General features: G+C 59.1%; 21 protein-coding genes. 8 read left to right on the top strand and 13 right to left on the bottom strand.

Features of this window, described 5'->3' with window-relative positions; all coding sequences use genetic code 11:
• The first annotated feature begins 34 nt into the window (after window positions 1-34).
• On the top strand, window positions 35-823 hold the full coding sequence (gene ubiE / locus D1224_RS05620; RefSeq protein ID WP_233350411.1) for a bifunctional demethylmenaquinone methyltransferase/2-methoxy-6-polyprenyl-1,4-benzoquinol methylase UbiE: 789 nt from the start codon (window positions 35-37) through the stop codon (window positions 821-823).
• A 5-nt stretch (window positions 824-828) separates the two neighbouring features.
• Here the strand turns inward: ubiE and D1224_RS05615 are convergent, their stop codons facing one another.
• Complete coding sequence (locus D1224_RS05615) at window positions 829-1,011, bottom strand: hypothetical protein (RefSeq protein WP_119378926.1); 183 nt, start codon at window positions 1,009-1,011, stop codon at window positions 829-831.
• A 71-nt stretch (window positions 1,012-1,082) separates the two neighbouring features.
• On the opposite strand from D1224_RS05615, the gene ubiB reads away from it, so the two are divergent.
• From ubiB to D1224_RS05585, 6 genes are all read left to right on the top strand, one after another.
• Complete coding sequence (ubiB, locus tag D1224_RS05610; protein WP_119378925.1) at window positions 1,083-2,612, top strand: 2-polyprenylphenol 6-hydroxylase; 1,530 nt, start codon at window positions 1,083-1,085, stop codon at window positions 2,610-2,612.
• Window positions 2,613-2,700: 88 nt separating this feature from the next.
• A complete protein-coding gene (locus D1224_RS05605; RefSeq protein ID WP_119378924.1) occupies window positions 2,701-3,702 on the top strand; it encodes a UrcA family protein in 1,002 nt (333 codons plus the stop codon).
• 100 nt (window positions 3,703-3,802) lie between these two features.
• Complete coding sequence (gene coaBC, locus D1224_RS05600) at window positions 3,803-5,035, top strand: bifunctional phosphopantothenoylcysteine decarboxylase/phosphopantothenate--cysteine ligase CoaBC (protein ID WP_119378923.1); 1,233 nt, start codon at window positions 3,803-3,805, stop codon at window positions 5,033-5,035.
• A gap of 188 nt (window positions 5,036-5,223) precedes the next feature.
• Window positions 5,224-5,415, top strand: coding sequence for a hypothetical protein (locus D1224_RS05595; protein WP_119378922.1), 192 nt, complete (start codon window positions 5,224-5,226; stop codon window positions 5,413-5,415).
• A 47-nt stretch (window positions 5,416-5,462) separates the two neighbouring features.
• Window positions 5,463-5,918 (top strand): dUTP diphosphatase, encoded by a 456-nt coding sequence (gene dut / locus D1224_RS05590; protein ID WP_119379907.1) that lies wholly within the window; start codon window positions 5,463-5,465, stop codon window positions 5,916-5,918.
• Between the two features lie 95 nt (window positions 5,919-6,013).
• Window positions 6,014-6,253, top strand: coding sequence for a hypothetical protein (locus D1224_RS05585; protein ID WP_233350410.1), 240 nt, complete (start codon window positions 6,014-6,016; stop codon window positions 6,251-6,253).
• Between the two features lie 9 nt (window positions 6,254-6,262).
• Here D1224_RS05585 and D1224_RS05580 read toward each other — a convergent pair whose 3' ends face one another.
• Window positions 6,263-7,612 (bottom strand): ATP-dependent DNA helicase, encoded by a 1,350-nt coding sequence (locus D1224_RS05580; RefSeq protein ID WP_119378921.1) that lies wholly within the window; start codon window positions 7,610-7,612, stop codon window positions 6,263-6,265.
• 41 nt (window positions 7,613-7,653) lie between these two features.
• Here D1224_RS05580 and D1224_RS05575 point away from each other — a divergent pair, with 41 nt between their 5' ends.
• A complete protein-coding gene (locus D1224_RS05575; RefSeq protein ID WP_119378920.1) occupies window positions 7,654-8,406 on the top strand; it encodes a HesA/MoeB/ThiF family protein in 753 nt (250 codons plus the stop codon).
• Here the strand turns inward: D1224_RS05575 and D1224_RS05570 are convergent.
• The 11 genes from D1224_RS05570 to D1224_RS05520 form a co-directional block, all read right to left on the bottom strand.
• Window positions 8,403-9,344, bottom strand: coding sequence for an MBL fold metallo-hydrolase (locus D1224_RS05570; protein ID WP_119378919.1), 942 nt, complete (start codon window positions 9,342-9,344; stop codon window positions 8,403-8,405). The genes D1224_RS05575 and D1224_RS05570 overlap by 4 nt on opposite strands.
• Before the next feature lie 78 nt (window positions 9,345-9,422).
• On the bottom strand, window positions 9,423-9,896 hold the full coding sequence (locus D1224_RS05565) for a PTS sugar transporter subunit IIA (RefSeq protein WP_119378918.1): 474 nt from the start codon (window positions 9,894-9,896) through the stop codon (window positions 9,423-9,425).
• Between the two features lie 19 nt (window positions 9,897-9,915).
• A complete protein-coding gene (gene hpf, locus D1224_RS05560) occupies window positions 9,916-10,512 on the bottom strand; it encodes a ribosome hibernation-promoting factor, HPF/YfiA family (protein WP_119378917.1) in 597 nt (198 codons plus the stop codon).
• Window positions 10,513-10,627: 115 nt separating this feature from the next.
• Window positions 10,628-12,139, bottom strand: coding sequence for an RNA polymerase factor sigma-54 (rpoN, locus tag D1224_RS05555; protein WP_119378916.1), 1,512 nt, complete (start codon window positions 12,137-12,139; stop codon window positions 10,628-10,630).
• A gap of 5 nt (window positions 12,140-12,144) precedes the next feature.
• Window positions 12,145-12,879: an LPS export ABC transporter ATP-binding protein gene (gene lptB / locus D1224_RS05550; RefSeq protein WP_119379905.1), complete on the bottom strand. Its 735-nt coding sequence runs from the start codon at window positions 12,877-12,879 to the stop codon at window positions 12,145-12,147.
• Between the two features lie 88 nt (window positions 12,880-12,967).
• Window positions 12,968-13,588: an LptA/OstA family protein gene (locus D1224_RS05545; protein WP_119378915.1), complete on the bottom strand. Its 621-nt coding sequence runs from the start codon at window positions 13,586-13,588 to the stop codon at window positions 12,968-12,970.
• A gap of 8 nt (window positions 13,589-13,596) precedes the next feature.
• Window positions 13,597-14,193, bottom strand: a complete 597-nt coding sequence (gene lptC, locus D1224_RS05540) for an LPS export ABC transporter periplasmic protein LptC (RefSeq protein ID WP_182482175.1) — start codon at window positions 14,191-14,193, stop codon at window positions 13,597-13,599.
• Window positions 14,194-14,372: 179 nt separating this feature from the next.
• Window positions 14,373-14,987: a ribonuclease D gene (locus tag D1224_RS05535; RefSeq protein WP_119378913.1), complete on the bottom strand. Its 615-nt coding sequence runs from the start codon at window positions 14,985-14,987 to the stop codon at window positions 14,373-14,375.
• 57 nt (window positions 14,988-15,044) lie between these two features.
• The gene (locus D1224_RS05530) at window positions 15,045-15,707 is read right to left on the bottom strand and encodes a MotE family protein (protein ID WP_119378912.1); all 663 of its coding nucleotides are present in this window, start codon (window positions 15,705-15,707) and stop codon (window positions 15,045-15,047) included.
• A 14-nt stretch (window positions 15,708-15,721) separates the two neighbouring features.
• Window positions 15,722-16,222, bottom strand: a complete 501-nt coding sequence (locus tag D1224_RS05525; protein ID WP_119378911.1) for a DUF6468 domain-containing protein — start codon at window positions 16,220-16,222, stop codon at window positions 15,722-15,724.
• Window positions 16,223-16,226: 4 nt separating this feature from the next.
• Window positions 16,227-16,739, bottom strand: a complete 513-nt coding sequence (locus D1224_RS05520) for a flagellar basal body-associated FliL family protein (protein WP_182482174.1) — start codon at window positions 16,737-16,739, stop codon at window positions 16,227-16,229.
• Window positions 16,740-16,804: the final 65 nt, after the last annotated feature.

The raw sequence follows: 16,804 nt of genomic DNA, 5'->3' as shown, positions 1-16,804 counted from the left end.
CGTTTCAGGGATGCTGCAACTATGGTCGCCGCGCATGACAGATGATTTGAAGACAGACAAGACGGTCAGCTTCGGCTTTGAAGAGGTCTCGCCCGAGGAAAAAGTCTCGCGCGTGAAAGGCGTTTTCGCGTCCGTTGCAGACCGTTACGACGTGATGAATGACCTCATGTCAGCGGGCGTTCACCGGCTCTGGAAACATGACACGATTGCCAAGCTAAACCCGCAACCGGGTGAGAAACTGCTCGATGTGGCGGGCGGCACTGGCGATCTTGCCAAGGCGTTCATTGATCGCGCTGACAAGGCCGGTCGCCGGCGTCATCGCGAAGCTGAAGCCAGCGCTATCGTCTGTGACATCAACGAGGCGATGCTGAATGCAGGCCGCGCGCGCCGGGATATGGAGGCCTATCAACATCGTATGGACTGGGTCTGCGGCGATGCGCAGGCGCTACCATTCGAGGCCCGCAGTTTCGACGCGCTGACCATCGCTTTCGGGATCCGTAATGTTGCCGACCGGGCCGCAGCGCTGTCCGAGTTTCGCAGGGTCCTGAAGCCAGGCGGGCGCCTAGCCGTGCTTGAGTTCAGCCACATGACAGCGCCGTCGCTTCAGAAAATGTATGATGCCTACAGTTTCAGCGTCATTCCAAAGCTCGGCGAAATTGTCGCCTCAGATCGGGAGTCCTACCAGTACCTGGTGGAGTCCATCCGGCGTTTTCCAAAGCAGGACGAGTTCAGAAAAGAACTGGACACAGCCGGTTTCTCGGCCGTGTCCGTCACCAACTTCTCAGGTGGCATTGCCGCGCTGCACTATGGATGGGCGGCTTGAGGGGTTTACTCGTCAGGCGTATCGACGGACATGCCGTCTTCATTGACCGAAATCGACAGATCGGCGTCATTGCTCGCGGCGCTCGGCTGGCCGGCGAAATACCAGACGCCGAAGCCTATCACGGCAACCAGAAGTGCACCGACGATGAAGTAGAGAAAACCGTTATTGGATTGAGTATTGTCAGCCATTTGTCGTCTCCTTGTGATGGCGATGAAAACGCCAGTGCAGTGAAAGCGTTCCCGAATATTGGAGAGAGTAGTTGCTGAAAGCACTTGCTGATTATGGCCGGCTGATGCGTGCAGGTACGGCGCTGGTGCGCCATGACGTGATCCTGCCGGGCGAATACCAGACACGACTGCCATTGCCTGCGCGCATGGCGGGGCGGGTGCTTCGCATGTTTGGCGGACGGACAACAGGCAGGCCGGGCGAACGGCTTGCGAGCGCGCTGGAAAAGCTAGGGCCCGCCTATATCAAGCTCGGCCAGTTCCTGGCGACGCGGCCGGACGTGTTCGGCGCAGAAACGGCGCAGGACCTGTCCCGTCTTAAAGACAAGCTTGAGCCGTTCAGTATGGAAGAGGCCCGCCGCATCCTTGCCGATGAGTTTGGAGCCGAGGAGGCTGAAACCCTTTTTGCGGGGCTTGGTAAGCCGGTTGCTGCTGCCTCACTTGCCCAGGTGCACAGGCTGGAGACTTCTAACGGGCCGAAGGCTGTGAAGATCCTCCGGCCCGGCGTTGAGCGGATGATCCACCAGGAGCTTCGCGCGATACGCCGCGCTGCGCGGACCGTTGAGCGGGCGTCGGTAGAGAGTCGCAGGCTGGAACCGGTAAGGTTCACCGAGACGGTTGCTACATCGATGGAGAAAGAGCTCGACTTCCGGCTGGAAGCAGGTGGCGCCGACCAGATGCGCTCCATCTCCGAAAAGGATGACTGGTTCCGCGTCCCGGCGGTCGACTGGGACCGTACGGCGCAAAGGGTGCTAACAATTGATTGGGTTGAGGGCATCCCGCTGACCCGTCCCGAAGCGCTTGACCAGCCGGGGCTGGAACGTGTCGCGCTGGCCAACAAGATCACGCGCGGTTTTCTCTCTCATGCGATCGGGCACGGCGTTTTTCACGCGGACATGCATGAGGGCAACATTCTCATCCTGCCCGACAATGAGGTCGGTCTTGTCGATTTCGGCCTGATTGGCCGGATCGGTTTCAGTGAGCGCCGCTTTCTCGCGGAGATTCTCTGGGGCTTTATTCGCCGCGACTATCAGAGGGTGGCAGAAGTTCACTTCGAGGCAGGATATGTACCTGCCAACCAGTCCGTAGGTGAGTTTGCTCAGGCGCTACGTTCTATCGGTGAGCCGATCCACGGCAAGCCAGCCGAAGACGTCTATATGGGCCGCATCCTGCTCCAGCTGATGGACTATACCCGTACTTTTGGCATGCGGTTACGGCCAGAACTTGTTTTGCTTCAGAAGACCATGGTTCAGGTGGAAGGCGTCGCACGCTCCATCGACCCGAAGCACGATATCTGGAAAGCAGCAGAGCCAATCGTGAAAGGCTGGATTGCGCAGAATTTCGGGCCTGCCGGGGCGACCAAGCTGGCGGCGCGCCAGGCACGTGAGGTCACCGACAGATTGAAAAGACTGCCTCATGTCATGGATGCGTTCGAAGATTTTCTGGAGTCCGAAAGGGCGAAGGGAGAAGGGCCAGTGCGCGGTCAGGGCCCATCCCCCTGGTCCCTTGCGGCTTTAATTGGCGTTGCGGTCATCGCCGGATTTGTTCTTGCGCAATTCGCGTAAAGCGAGAATTGCCTGTGCGCTCTCAGGGTTCGTGATAGGTTAATGACAACTTAACCTTAACATTGCCCGGACCCTGGAGGGCTGCCCCATGAAGTATCTCGCTGCGACTGCCGCCATCTGTCTTCTGCCTGCCTGGCAGGCTGGTTCCGCGCAGAGTTATGGGTGCTCTGAGCTGACCGGTGGAGGCCATGTGCAGACTTGCGGTAGCTCCACATCCGCGACGAAGATCATACGGGTCGAGCGGCAGGCCTATGGCCACCCGCCAGCGCCTACGAACCATCATTCTTCCGGGGATCATGGGACACGTTCTGCCGTCCGCCACCATCCGGGCGGATATGCACACCACGCCAATAACTATTACGGGCATGGGCATCATCCGGTCAGGCATGCTGACCGGGCCGCAACCAGCTATGGCTTCGAATGGTGGACATCCGACCGGTATTACGGCCATGGCTATCGGCCTACTACCAGCTATCAGACCCATTATCCCGTCCATCATGGTCGGAATATCGGTGTCTATAACGGTACGCGGACCTATGTGACGACGCCGGTGAGCCCGTGCAGCTACTCGGTGCCGCGTGTCACGACGAGTTATTCTGGTTGCGGTGGCACAGTACATTCGTCAGCGCCGCGCGTGACCACTTATTCGGCTCCAGTGACCCATTCGAGCCGCACGGTCACCAACAGTTATGCGGCGCATGGTGACAACTATGGGCATGAAGGGCCGTATTACGACGACTACACGCCGGTCGTGGCCCGTGCCTCTGGTTATTGCGCGCAAGAGATCACGGCCCTCGGCGAGGATCGCCGGGGCCGCCAGCGCTATGAAGTCTGCTACCGTGACCTCTCACCGGTGGACGACGCGCGCGGCATCGAAATCCTTTATTCGCGTATTGCGCGAGCTGCTGACGCTGCCTGCGACGCCAATCGCGGCTCGCTTTCCTACCAACGGGCAGAGCGCCGGTGTGAGGCTGTTGCGATCGAGCGGGCCGTCTACGATACGGGTATCGAGGCGCTGCAGCGTCATTACCTGATCAGCACGGGGCAGGGCGCACCGCGCGTCACGGTCGGACCGCTGCGCCGCTATTAGGGCGAATAGCAAGATGACCGGGTCTGTTTCGCGCAGGCTTGCCGTCGATTTGTAAACCAAATCCGTGCTAGGAGAGGGTCGGGTAACCGGACACTCTGGCATGAGCAGCAAGCGTATTCTTCTCATCATTGGCGGCGGCATTGCGGCTTACAAGTCGCTGGAGCTGATCCGCATGCTGGCCAAGCGTGGTATCTCCAGCCGCTGTATCCTGACCGCTGGCGGCGCGAATTTCGTGACCCCGCTCTCTGTGTCGGCCCTGTCCGGAGACAAATGCTATAGCAACCTGTTCAGCCTCGATGATGAGGCAGAGATGGGGCATATTGAGCTGTCGCGCTCGGCGGACTTGCTTGTGATCTGTCCAGCGACGGCAGATCTTCTCGCCAAGGCAGCGAACGGCCATGCGAACGATCTTGCCTCGACGACGCTGCTGGCAACGGACAAGCCGGTCCTGATGGTGCCCGCCATGAATGTGCGCATGTGGGAGCATGCTGCGACCAAACGCAATGTAGAGACGCTGCGCGGTGACGGTGTCGATGTCATGGAGCCAGGCACAGGGGCGATGGCCTGCGGTGAATTCGGTCCGGGGCGCCTGCCCGAAGTTGAGGCGATTGCCGACGAGATCGAAAGCGCGCTAGCCCGCCAGTCAGGCCCGAAACCGCTTGAGGGACGGCATGTCCTGCTGACAGCAGGCCCCACGCGCGAGCCGCTGGACCCCGTACGCTATCTCTCCAACCATTCCTCTGGCAGGCAGGGCTATGCAATCGCGGGGGCGCTGGCCGAACTTGGTGCGCAAGTCACGCTGGTGTCCGGACCCGTTTCAATCGCCTCGCCGCGAGGTGTGGACCTTGTTTCTGTAGAGACCGCTCGCGAGATGATGGCGGCCTGTGAGGCAGCGCTGCCCGCAGATGTTTTTGTGTCTGTGGCCGCAGTGGCGGACTGGCGCCCATCCAGCCCGGCAGATCGCAAACTGAAGCTGAAGGATGAGGGCAAGGGCCCACCAGCCCTGTCACTGTCTGAGAACCCCGACATTCTTTCGACTATCTCGCGTCTTGAGAAGGGACGGCCGCAGCTGGTGGTCGGGTTTGCCGCCGAGACGGATACGGTCGAGGAGAATGCCCTGCGCAAACGTGCACGAAAGGGGTGTGACTGGATCGTGGCGAATGACGTGTCAGGCGATGTGATGGGCGGGGCAGACAATGAGATCGCCCTAGTAACGGATGCGGGCGTCGAGAACTGGCCCCGTATGGGCAAGACCGCGGTCGCGCGCCGCCTGGCGGAGAGGATTGCAGAAGATCTGAATGGCAAAGGCAAGCCTCGCATCGCCGCAGAATGAATTGCTGCACTTGCGAAATTACCTTAGGTTGTGCCTCGCTGCTACTATTTACGCTAAAGAAAACAAATCTCAGCCAACTGTGCACGTGCGGAACGAATTGCATTGACTCTTGTTTGCTATGCGGCGTGATAAGAAATTATTGTTGATTGCGTCGTTAAACTAACACGTACAGCAGACCGGACAGGACCATGAAGCTCATTATCGGCTATTTCGCTTTGATCGTCGTCCTCCTTGGAGGACTGTCCATCTTCGCGAACGCGCATGCGTCAAGTGAAGTTGAAGCCCAGGATGTGCCGCCCGCAGCCGAGCTTCAGCAAACCAACGGTGTGCCCGAGCAAACCGCGCCTTTCGGCGAAGATGTGACCGCCTACGCCATCTAGGCCTTTTAAAGTTGACTCCGGCGCGCGACTCCGGCGCTTTGACCCTCATGAAAGAGATCAAAGTCGCTATCCGTACGCTGCCCCACTTTGAGGGCCTGCCTTTCCCCAAATACGAAACCGAAGGTGCTGCGGGCATGGATGTGCGCGCTGCCTATGATGAGGGTGACGCCTTTGAGCTGAAGCCTGGTGAGCGGACCATGGTGCCGACAGGTATCAGCGTCGCGATCCCTGAAGGGTACGAGATCCAGATGCGGCCGCGTTCGGGGCTTGCAGCCAAACACGGCCTCACCTGCCTAAACAGCCCCGGCACGATCGACAGTGATTATCGCGGCGAGCTGAAAGTCATCTTGATCAATCATGGACAGGAGACGTTCACGATCGCGCGCGGCGAGCGCATTGGCCAGATGGTGCTTGCGCCTGTAACGCGCCTCCACTGGGAAGAGGTCGACACCCTACCGGAAACGATGCGCGGTGAAGGCGGCTTTGGGTCCACCGGCCGCTAAAGGCACGTGCAAAATCCAATCAGCTGCATCCGAATCTTCTTGAATTACCTGTTCGCAATCCTTATTATCGATTTACGATAAGAAAGGATCGCCTCATGGAAATCACCAGCCCCTTCACAATGATCGTCGTCATTGTGCTCGTTTGCGTAGGTGCCGGCGTCATCAATAATTACATCAAGATGCGGTCGGACCGTGAGGATGGCGCCGCCAATCAGGATGAACTGGAATCGATGCGCCGTGATATTGCGCGTTTGACCGAGAGGGTACGCGTGCTCGAGACCATCGCGACCGACAAGGACGAGCGCCTGCGCGATGAGATCCGTCGCCTCGCCTAAGCGCCTGACCTAGATGAGGACGCCATCTTCCTTGGCAAATTTCGCCAGGAGATAGGCGTCCGTCTCTTCAACTGTCTCCAGCTTCCCGAAGGCGAAAGCATTGCGGTCGATGACCATGTCCCGCGGCCGCAGCGTGCGGGATATTTCCAGCCCCTCTAGCGTGCGCGCCCGGGAAAAGGCGACATATGCCTGACCATGGGCAAACATCCCTCGATCAAAATCGATGAACACCTTGTCCAGCGTGAGCCCCTGCGCCTTGTGAATGGTCACGGCATAGGCGAGCCTTAGTGGCACCTGTTTGAACGTGCCGACCACCTCGCGTGAGACTTTCTTCGTCTCCGGGTCGAGCGTGTATTTGTACTTCTCCCAGGCAGCAGGTTCGATCTCATGGATGTGGCCGTCCAGCTCCACCCAGACATTGTCGCCCTTGAAACCCTCGACGGTCGCGAGTGAACCATTTACCCAGCGCCCCTCAGGGTCATTCTTGATGAGCATGACCCGCGCGCCCTTCTTCAGCTCGAGATCGGCTTCTGTGGGGAAGGACTTCTCGTCGAACTGGCCCTGGACGTTGGCCTCGAACCCGTGAGGCTTGCCTGGAAGGTCAGCCAGGCGCGCCTGATTGATGCGAAAGGCGTTCGCATTGTTCGGCGTTAGAACAACGTGGGTTTCGCTGGCTTCAACGGCGGTGCGGCCCGAAACAGCGGCCTGAAGCAGGCGCTCGTCGGTCGGTGCGAGCCGGCCCTGACGCATGGCGCCGAGCAGGGCGAGGAAGCGTGGGTCTTCCTGACGGAAGACGTGTTTCAGCGCGAGGAGCGCAAACTCGGCCTGTTTGAAGCCCGGTGCGTTGAAGAAGTAATGCCCGCCATAGCGCTCATTGAGAATCTCGGCTTCCTCGCCGCGCGCGACGGGCGGCAGCTGGTGAAGGTCGCCGGACAGGATCATTCGGACGCCGCCAAAGGGACGCTTGTTGCCGCGATTGAGCTGCAGGCTCTTGTCGATCGCGTCGAGCATGTCGGCGCGCACCATCGAGATCTCGTCGATGATCATCGTCTCGATCGCCTTGATGAGGCGGGCGCCACGCAGACGCTTGATGTCGGCTTCTTCGATCAGGCGCGGCGGAAATTTGAAGAAGGAGTGGATAGTCTGCCCACCGGCATTCATGGCAGCGACACCAGTCGGGGCGAGCACGACTGTATTCTCGCCCGCCTCGGCCAGAAATCGACGCAGCATCGTGGTCTTGCCCGTACCGGCCCGGCCCGTGAGGAAAAGATTGCCCTGCGCGCCGGCGCCCCGCGCAACCCATTCAGCGGGGGCAGAATAGACCGTGTCGGGCAGGGTATTTGTGTCAGACGTTTGCATTTCACGTAGCCTTAGACGCATCCGCCCTGCTAAGCGAGAGCATGGCACTCACTCCGCAGCAGCTCGACCGTCACAAGCGCCATATCCTGCTCAAGGAGATTGGCGGACCGGGCGTGCAGAAGCTTCAGAATGCAAGAATTTCCATAGTGGGCGCAGGGGCGCTTGGTGGACCATGCGCAATGTATCTTGCCGCAGCAGGCGTTGGTGAGATCGAGCTATGGGATGCCGATACGGTGGAGCGTTCGAACCTGCAGCGGCAGGTTCAATTCAGTGAAGCCGATATTGGAGAGGCAAAAGTGCGTTGCCTCGCGGCGCGGCTCAAAGCGGCAAACAGTGACTGCCGAGTCAACGTGCAACCGCGGCGCTGGCATATCGCCCAGAAGCTCTCCGGCGACATTCTGATCGATGCGACCGACAATTTCGAAACCCGTTTTGCGCTGAACCGGGCCGCACATGCGAGTGGTCGCATTCTCGTGTCTGGTGCGGCGACGCGCTGGTCTGGACAGGTGTCCGTCTTTGCGTCGGGCGTTGCGGCAGGCAAACCCTGTTATCAGTGCTTCGTGCCTGAAGCCCCGCCCGAGGCAGAGGCTTGCGAGGATGTCGGTGTCGTTGGGCCGGTGACAGGTATTGTCGCCTCGCACATGGCGCTTGAGACGTTGAAGCTGATCACCGGAGCCGGCCAGCCATTGATCGGGAAGATCAGCGCCGTAGACGGATTGAGCGGGGTCACGCGCCAGATCGGACTGCCGCGTGACCCCGCCTGCCCAGTGTGCGGGACGAAGTCCGACGCCTAGCTTGAGAGGTCGGTATAGATAAGCGCGGTAAAGCGCTCTGCATTGATGAAGCCCCAGTCCCATTCGGCTGCCCAAGGCTCTAGCGGATTGGCTGCCTGAACAGCCTCGAGCGAGGCGCCATCCGACATCTCTTCCTCCACCGCAGCAACGGCCGCGATCATCATGTCGCGCAGTTCCTTGATGTCTTCACGCGTCGATTCCGGACCGTGCCCAGGGATGATACGGGTCTCTTCATCGGTCAGATCGTAGAGGGTCGAAAGCGCCTTGATGTAGCCAGCGAAGGTGCCACCGCTCCAGACATCGACGAAGGGAAAGCGACCAGAGAACATGACGTCTCCGGTATGCAGCACGTTAGCTTCCTCGAAATAGACAGCTGAATCGCCGTCCGTATGCGCATCGGGGAGGTGGATAACGTGGATGGTTTGATCGTTCAGGTGAACGCGCATTTCATCTGAATAGGTCAGCAACGGCCAAACGGCTTCGTCGGCAGGCGGGGTGATCCGCGTATCGCCGCCCAGCTGACTTGTGTTTTCGCTGCTCAGGCGCGTGCGCACCTCATCATGGGCGAGGATTGTCGCGCCTGTATTGGCCATCGGGATATTCCCGCCCGTATGATCGCCATGCCAGTGGGTATTCAGCAGGAAACGAATATCGGTTTCGCCGCCAATCTCTTCGATAGCCGAGAGTAGGCCGGGGGCCATGTCGGCATACTGGCTATCGATGACAAAGGTACCGTCGTCGCCTGTAAGGACACCGACATTCCCGCCGCGGCCGGTCAGCATATAAATGCCTTCGCCGAGCTCCGTCGTCTCAACCGGCGTCGGTGATGCTGATTGTGCGGTGTGTGCGTGGCTGCCGTGCGCAATTGCAGGGCCCGCGCAAACAAGGCTCAAGGCGACAATTGCCGCCGCGCGTTTCGTTAAAGTCCTATATGTCATCAGATGTCTCCCTCAACTTACGGGAGACAAGATGACCCAGGCAGGGCATTCGTCAATGGTGCCCCAAGGGGCAATAGATCAGGCAGCGGATGCCTTCGCCGCTTCCGGGCACAGGATTTTGCGGATTGCCTGCTCATTCTCTGCCTTGCGCAGGGCTTCGCGAATATTTGGCTGGCGTAGCGTGCGGCTCACCTGCGCGAGAGCGCGAAGGTGATCGGCGCCCGACCCGACAGGTGCGATCAACATGAAAACAAGATCGCACGGACGCTCATCGACGGCATCGAAATCAACGCCAGACTCGAGGCGTAGGAAACCGCCAATCGGACGTGCCAGGCGATCAATGCGCGCATGCGGAATAGCGACCCCTTCGCCGACACCAGTCGACCCAAGCCGCTCGCGCTCCATCACGGCATCAAAGATGTCGCGTGCGTCGAGCTTCGTCTTGGCCGCAAGTGCCTGGCTAAGAAGCGTCAGCGCCTGCTTACGGCTGTCAGCCGAGGATGGTTCAAGTATCACGCCTTCAGCGAGAAGGCTTGTCAAATCAGTCGCCATAACGCGTCCGGATGTTCTGTCAGGATTTATTGTCTGCGGCTGGGTCGACCCAACCGATATTACCGTCTGCACGCCTGTAGACCATGTTGAGACCAGAATGTTTAGCATTCCGGAACATGAGTGCGGGGGCGTCGGCAAGTTCAAGCTGAAGCACAGCGGCCGAGACGGTCATGGTGCGAATTTGTGAGGCAGCTTCTGCCACAATCACAGGCGCATTTCCGTCTTCACCGGTTTCCGCCGGATCCTCATCATCGCCTTCAGGTGTACCTTTCAGCACGAAAGACGATGCTGGCTCGCTGGGGAAGGGGGACTGGCCGTTCTTGTGATGATCCTTGAGGCGGCGCTTGTATCGGCGCACGCGTTTCTCGATCTTGTTCAGCGCTTCGTCGAGCGCAACGTAAGGATCGACCGCTTTGCCCGTTGACTGGAGGATGATCCCAGACGGCAAATGAATATTGCAATCGATTTCTGTTTCGTGGCCATTCGGGCTGACGGTGACGTGACCGTCAAAATCCCGGTCGAAATATTTGGTGACGGCTGCTTCAAGACCAGTTTCGATCCGCGCTTTGAGCGCTTCACCGAGGTCCATCTTCCGTCCTGCTATTTGTATCTGCACGGAACTCTCCGGTTATGGGTGCCTAGTATAACGCCCAAAGTCTGGGATTGCGAGGCGTCGCCTCCATAATTTCGTGACAGGTTGAGTCAATGCGCTGCGCGCAGGGCATCTGAACTCAGGCGCTGGCGCGAATCTGCCGACGCCGCTGTACACTGGAGGGGATATTGAGGCTTTCTCGATACTTCGCGACCGTCCGCCGGGCGATCTCGATACCGAATTCCGTAAGAATTTCTACAATCTTGTCATCCGAGAGGACCTTCTGGCCCTCTTCATCAATGAGCTGTTTGATCCGGTAGCGGACGGCTTCGGCGGAGTGGGCATCGCCGCCTGCCGTGCCTGGGATGGCTGCGGAGAAAAAGTATTTCAGCTCAAACAGACCGCGTGGCGTGCCCATATATTTGTTCGAGGTCACACGGCTGACGGTGGATTCGTGCATGTCGATCGCGTCGGCCACCTGTTTGAGGTTCAGCGGGCGCAGATGTGCGACGCCATGTGCAAAGAAAGCATCTTGCTGGCGCACGATTTCGCTAGCCACTTTGAGGATGGTGCGAGCGCGCTGGTCCAGGGACTTGATGAGCCAGGAGGCGTTCTGTGCGCATTCAGAAATGAATTCCTTCTCGCGCTCACGCATCGGTAGGGCACTGACCTCAGCATAATAGGCCTTGTCCATCAGGACGCGCGGAAGCGTCTCGGAGTTCAGCTCGACGGCAAACATGCCATTTGGCATCTCGCGCACAAAGACATCCGGGGCCACAGCAATGGTGGTGCCGCTGGCAAAGGCAGAGCCCGGGCGCGGAGTCAGCGCGCGCAGCTCAGAGATCATGTCGAACACGTCTTCCTTGTCGACGCCGCAAATCTCGCAAAGCGCCTTGATATCGTGTTTGGCGACGAGGTCGAGGTTCATGACAAGGGCATGCATGGCCGGGTCGAGCCGGTCACGGTCACGTAGCTGAAGTGCAAGGCATTCGCTGACATCGCGGGCCATGACACCTACCGGTTCAAAACCCTGGCAGACTTCAAGGACGGCCTCGACATTTGCCGGATCGGCACCGAGCGCGCCCGCGACCTCTTCAAGATCGGTCTTGCAATAGCCGGCCTCGTCCGTCTCATCGACGAGGCGGGCTGCGATCAGCTGGTCAGCCTGTGAGAGGCCCGACATTGAAATCTGCTTGTGGAGATGCTCGTGCAGTGTCGTTTCTGAGCTGAGCGAGCCTTCAAAGTCATAGTCGTCGCCTGAGAAGCTGCCACCGGATCCAGCCTGCGACCAGTCAGTGCGGGCTGAAGGGCCGGACATCTCATTAGCCGTCGTCGCGCTGTCGGATGTCGTGCCGCCGTCATAAAGGTCTTCCTTCGGCGCATCCATCGCTTCGCGCGCCTCGTTTAGCGCGGAATTGTCATCGAGGTTCAGTTCTTCGCGCTTGGAAGGGCGTTCGGGTGTGTCCCGGTCACCATCGTCGCCGTCACTGCTCTCGCCTTGTTCAAGCAGGGGATTGCGCTCGATTTCCGCTTCAACGAACTCGGCAAGTTCGATGTTTGACAGCTGCAGCAGCTTGATCGCTTGCTGCAATTGCGGGGTCATCACCAGGGACTGGCCCTGGCGCATGTCGAGACGTTGTGAAATGGCCATTGGCGTTACGCAGCAAACCGCTCGCCGAGATAGACCCTGCGCACATCCTCGTTGGACAGGACATCCTGCGGTGTGCCTTCGAACAGCACGCCACCATCATAGATGATCGATGCCCGGTCCACGATCTGAAGCGTCTCTCGCACCTGGTGGTCAGTGATCAGCACGCCTAGTCCGCGTTGCTTGAGATAACCGACCAGATCGGAAATATCCGACACGGCGAGGGGGTCGATACCGGTAAACGGTTCGTCCAGAAGCATGAAACTCGGTCTGGAGGCGAGTGCACGGGCGATCTCCACGCGGCGCCGTTCACCCCCTGAAAGGGAGGTGGCGGGCTGTTCGCGAAGATGCGTGATGTGCAGCTCTTCCAGAAGGGCTTCGACTTCCCGCTTGCGAGCGGCCTTGTCCTTTTCAACGAGTTCAACGACTGAGAGAATGTTCTCTTCGACGCTCATCCCGCGAAAGATAGAGGCTTCCTGTGGCAGGTAACCGACACCCAGGCGTGCGCGCTGATACATGGGGAGAGTGGTTACATCCGCCCCGTCGATCTCGATCGTCCCGGCATCAGCGCCGATCAGACCCATGATCATGTAGAAACACGTCGTCTTGCCCGCACCGTTCGGTCCGAGCAGACCCACAATCTCACCGCGTTGCAGAGAAAGAGACACGTTTCTGACGACCGTGCGTTTGCCAAAAGATTTGGCGAGCCCGTGCGCTACGAGACCTGTAGCTTCTGTCGTCATAAAACCCATTCCCTTGCCCGGCGCGGAAGATTGCCGCCCGAATAAATGCTTATGCCATCAGGCTTAATATCGGCTTAGACCGGTCCGTTCAATTTGATGTTTCTTCATTGATGAGGTCTGCGTCGGCGCTGTCCTCAACATCGTTCGTGAGTTCATCATCCTCGGTGGAGACAGCGTCTTCCGCAGTTTCTTCGCTGGAGGATGCGCCCTGTCTCTCGTTTGGAGAGATGTTAAACTGGACCTGTCCGTCGCCGCCATCGAGAGTTGTGCGGCCTTCTTCAAGACGCATTACGAGCCGTCTGCCGGTGGCGACATCCTCACCGCGAACCAGAACGACTTCACCGGTCAGCGTAATCGTATCGGCTTGCGCGTCGTAGGTTCCGACGTCGCCAGTCGCCTTGAGGTCAGGCGTGACGTAGAAAACTTCACCCTCGGCAACCATGGACTCGATATCGCCAAAGCCGCTCATTCCCGCCGTCTGGGTTTCGCCCGCACCACCATAATAGATGGTGACCTTGTCGGCGCGCAGGCGGGCATTGCCTTGCATGATGTCGACATTGTCGATCAGCACGACCTGGCGCTGGCGTTCCATGACTTCACTGGTATCGGCGTTGACCCGGATCGGCCCGCCTTCTCCGGAAATCTGTGCAAAGGCTGCCGGTGCAGCGACTGCGGCAATGGCCAGGATGGTCGTCAGACGTCTCATCATTTCAGTACTTACTCCTCATCGACGACCGGTGGCGCCGTATTTGCGGCCGATGCGTTGCTTTGTGCATCGCGTCCGCCGGGAAAGATCATCATGTTTACGTTGCCGCGGCACCGCAGCCGATCGCCATCGTCAACAATTTCATACGTATCACAGGTCACATCGCCAAGCGGACCCGATCCAACAAGTGGGTCGATTCCGTCCACGCGTCCCTCGCTAATAAACATTTTCGCTGAAGTAGAACGAAAATCATAGCCCTGAGCATCGATCAGCCGGACATCCTCAAAAAGCGCCAGCGTCTGTGCGGCCTGGTCGTAGAGACCGGAAGGCGCATCGATTTCGGTGCCGTCCTCAGTCACAAGCCGAGGATTTTGAAGCGCAATCTGCTCAGGGTTGTCGCGCTGACGCTGGGCAGTGTCGGCGGTAATCACGATCGTGCTGCCCGTTTCGTCGCGGCCAGTGAATCTTGCATTCACCATCGTCACGACTTCTTCCGATGTCAGCTGCTCGATCTTGCCCGGCCCACTGGTAAAGGCGTTCGCCGCAAGGTGGCCGACCATGATGCCCGCAGCGATGGCGGCACCCGCCGTGAAAGCAAGCCTGAGCATGGCAACCAGCGAAGACCGTTTGCGCGCCTGCGCAAGCGTCATCTGCCGCCGCGGCTCCCACAAGCTTAGCGCGCTATTTGAGTCTACAGCCAATAGCCTTGCTTTCCATTGCAATTTGCCGTGTTCACGGCGCCCCTTACCCTCAGCCTATCAGCGCAAATTGCGGCAATAGTCTGTCCCTAGCTGTGCGCAAAAATGTCTGTATCGTCCCAACCTTCAAGGTCAAGTTGTGCCCGGACCGGCAGGAAATCAAAACATGCCTGCGCAAGGGCCATGCGGCCCTCTCTTTTAAGCATTTCTTCCAGACCAGCCTTGATGGCGTGCAAATGGAGCACGTCGTTCGCGCAGTATTGCAGCTGCGCGTCCGTGAGTTCCGGTGCGCCCCAGTCTGACGATTGCTGGGCTTTCGACATATCGACGCCTGCAATCTCGCGTGCGACATCCTTCAGGCCGTGCCGATCAGTATAAGTGCGGCAGAGCTTGGACGCGATCTTCGTGCACCAGACCGGCGCGCAATCGATGCCAAGCCAATGCTTCATCATGGCTACATCGAACCGCGCGAAGTGAAAGAGTTTCAAGCTGGACGTGTCTGCCATCATAGCTTTCAGGTTCGGGCAATCGAAGCTGCGGTCGAGCTGTACCACATGCGCCGTGCCGTCGCCGCTGGACAGCTGGACCACGCAGAGCGCGTCGCGGAAAGGGTTGAGGCCCATCGCCTCGGTATCGATGGCAATTTCCCGGCCAAGATCGAGATCGCCGGGCAAATCGCCCTTATGCAAGGTGATTTTGTTCATGTACTGACGCCTTAGAGATTCTGCTGGCGGACGCAAACGGTAAGTCGCAGAAAAGCTTTATGGAGCGCGGCTCGCGGAGCGGATGTCGCGATTGCGATTGGCCATCTCCACACTCACCACATAGGCTTTGTCAGACTGCATGCTCGCCAGGATCAGGCCGGCCTGATCACTGTCCATGAGGCGTAGAAAGCCTGCAGCAAAATTCGGGTCCATCTGGTTGAAGATGGGCGCAGCCTGATCGGGCTTCATCGCGCTGTACATTCTGGTGAGATGTTCGAGGTCGGCCTCGGCGTTGACTGTCATTTCATCCCACCGAGACTCCACCGCTTGCTGCAGGGCGGTGAGTTCTTCGGCCTTGCGTCGCAAGTCAGCTTCGCGCGCTCGAAGGTCGATCTCTCGCTGCTGGAAGTCGGCAGAGCGGGCCTGAAGCACGCTCTGGTCGCTTGCGAGCGCAGCGGCAGCCTCGCCCGTCAAACAGAACTCGGACGGCAGGGCCGCCATCGGCTCAGTCGATATGGACGATGTCGTTGGGTCCGCGCGGGACGTTTCCGCGGTTTGCGCTGCTTGCTGGGCCGGTGACGCGGCAGCTTCTACAGCCGCTTCTGCCGGAGACGTGTTCTCTGCGGAGGCCAGTGTGTCGGGAAGAATGCGCACAACACCGCCAACAGTGAAGAGGACACCGAGCGTGATGAGGACATGTGTGCGCGCTTTTCTGGCCATTTCTGGTTCAGATCCTAATTATGGTTCTGGGTGACCCAGGTTTCTTCGTCTTCAAAGAGAAAGTCGCCGTTCCGGGCGGCTTTCTTGAGCCGTTCCTGACGGGCGCGCATTTCATCGATAAGCTGGTCGAGCCCTCCCTCAGCGCCGTTACGAAGTCTCGCCGGTTCGGGGTCGCGGGCCGGTTCTTCATAGGTTGCAGCAGGGCGGGTCGCGGGGCGGCGAGGGGCGGCAGCGCCATCGGCGCGCGCAATCTGCGCTTCAAGCCGATCACACGTTTCATCGGCTTCTTTCATCAGCTTGCTAAGCTGCGCGGCCAGTTCGCCAGCCTGGTTGCGGGTTTCCTGCGTTGCGGATGATACGGCAGATACAGACTTGGTCATCGCCATGATGGTGGCACCGAGCCCATCGCGAGTATCCTGCAGGGATTTGAGCCTGCGTGAAAGCTGAACACAGTAGATGCATGCGGCCAGTGAGACGAGGAAAAGCGCAAGGTCTGTGATATGAAACTCTGGCATGGCGCTACCTCAACATGAATTCGGTTATCAGGACGCCGCGGGCGCGGTCTGCACCGAGGACGAGTTCGGCGCGCCGTGAAAGCTGTTCCTTCAGGTCCGGATAGAAGGCTTCGGCCTCGAAGTCCGAAACATCAATCGCGCGCAGATAGGTCAGGAAAGCGTCCTGAAGCATCGGCGATGCGGCCTGGACAGCTTCGACTTCTGCGGCCGGGGTCATCACGACAGCATTGACTTTAACGTAGCGCGCATTGGTCCCATCACCGACTGTGATGAGCATGTCTTCAAGTTCCACATAGCCCGTATCGGCGCTCGCAAGCGGCGGCGGGCCACTGGCACCTGCTGAGGCCACGCAGGCCGCCGATTCGGCTTGCCCGGTGGGCGCCAGGAAATAGACGACACCGAAGGCTGCCGCACCGCAGATCACCGCAATAATCGCTGAGTTTACAAGGAGATTGCCGCCGCCTTCAGCGGGCGCGGCATCGTCTGCGTTCGGATTATTGGCGTTATTAGCGGCCATCTGCCCCTCTCGGCAATGCATCATTCCACACGGCTGCTTTAGTAAATCCCCGGTAAAGGAAGCGT

Origin of the sequence: Henriciella barbarensis (genome assembly GCF_003576345.1) — a bacterium.
GTDB lineage: Bacteria > Pseudomonadota > Alphaproteobacteria > Caulobacterales > Hyphomonadaceae > Henriciella > Henriciella barbarensis.
This window is presented reverse-complemented; position numbering and strand designations above follow the sequence as displayed.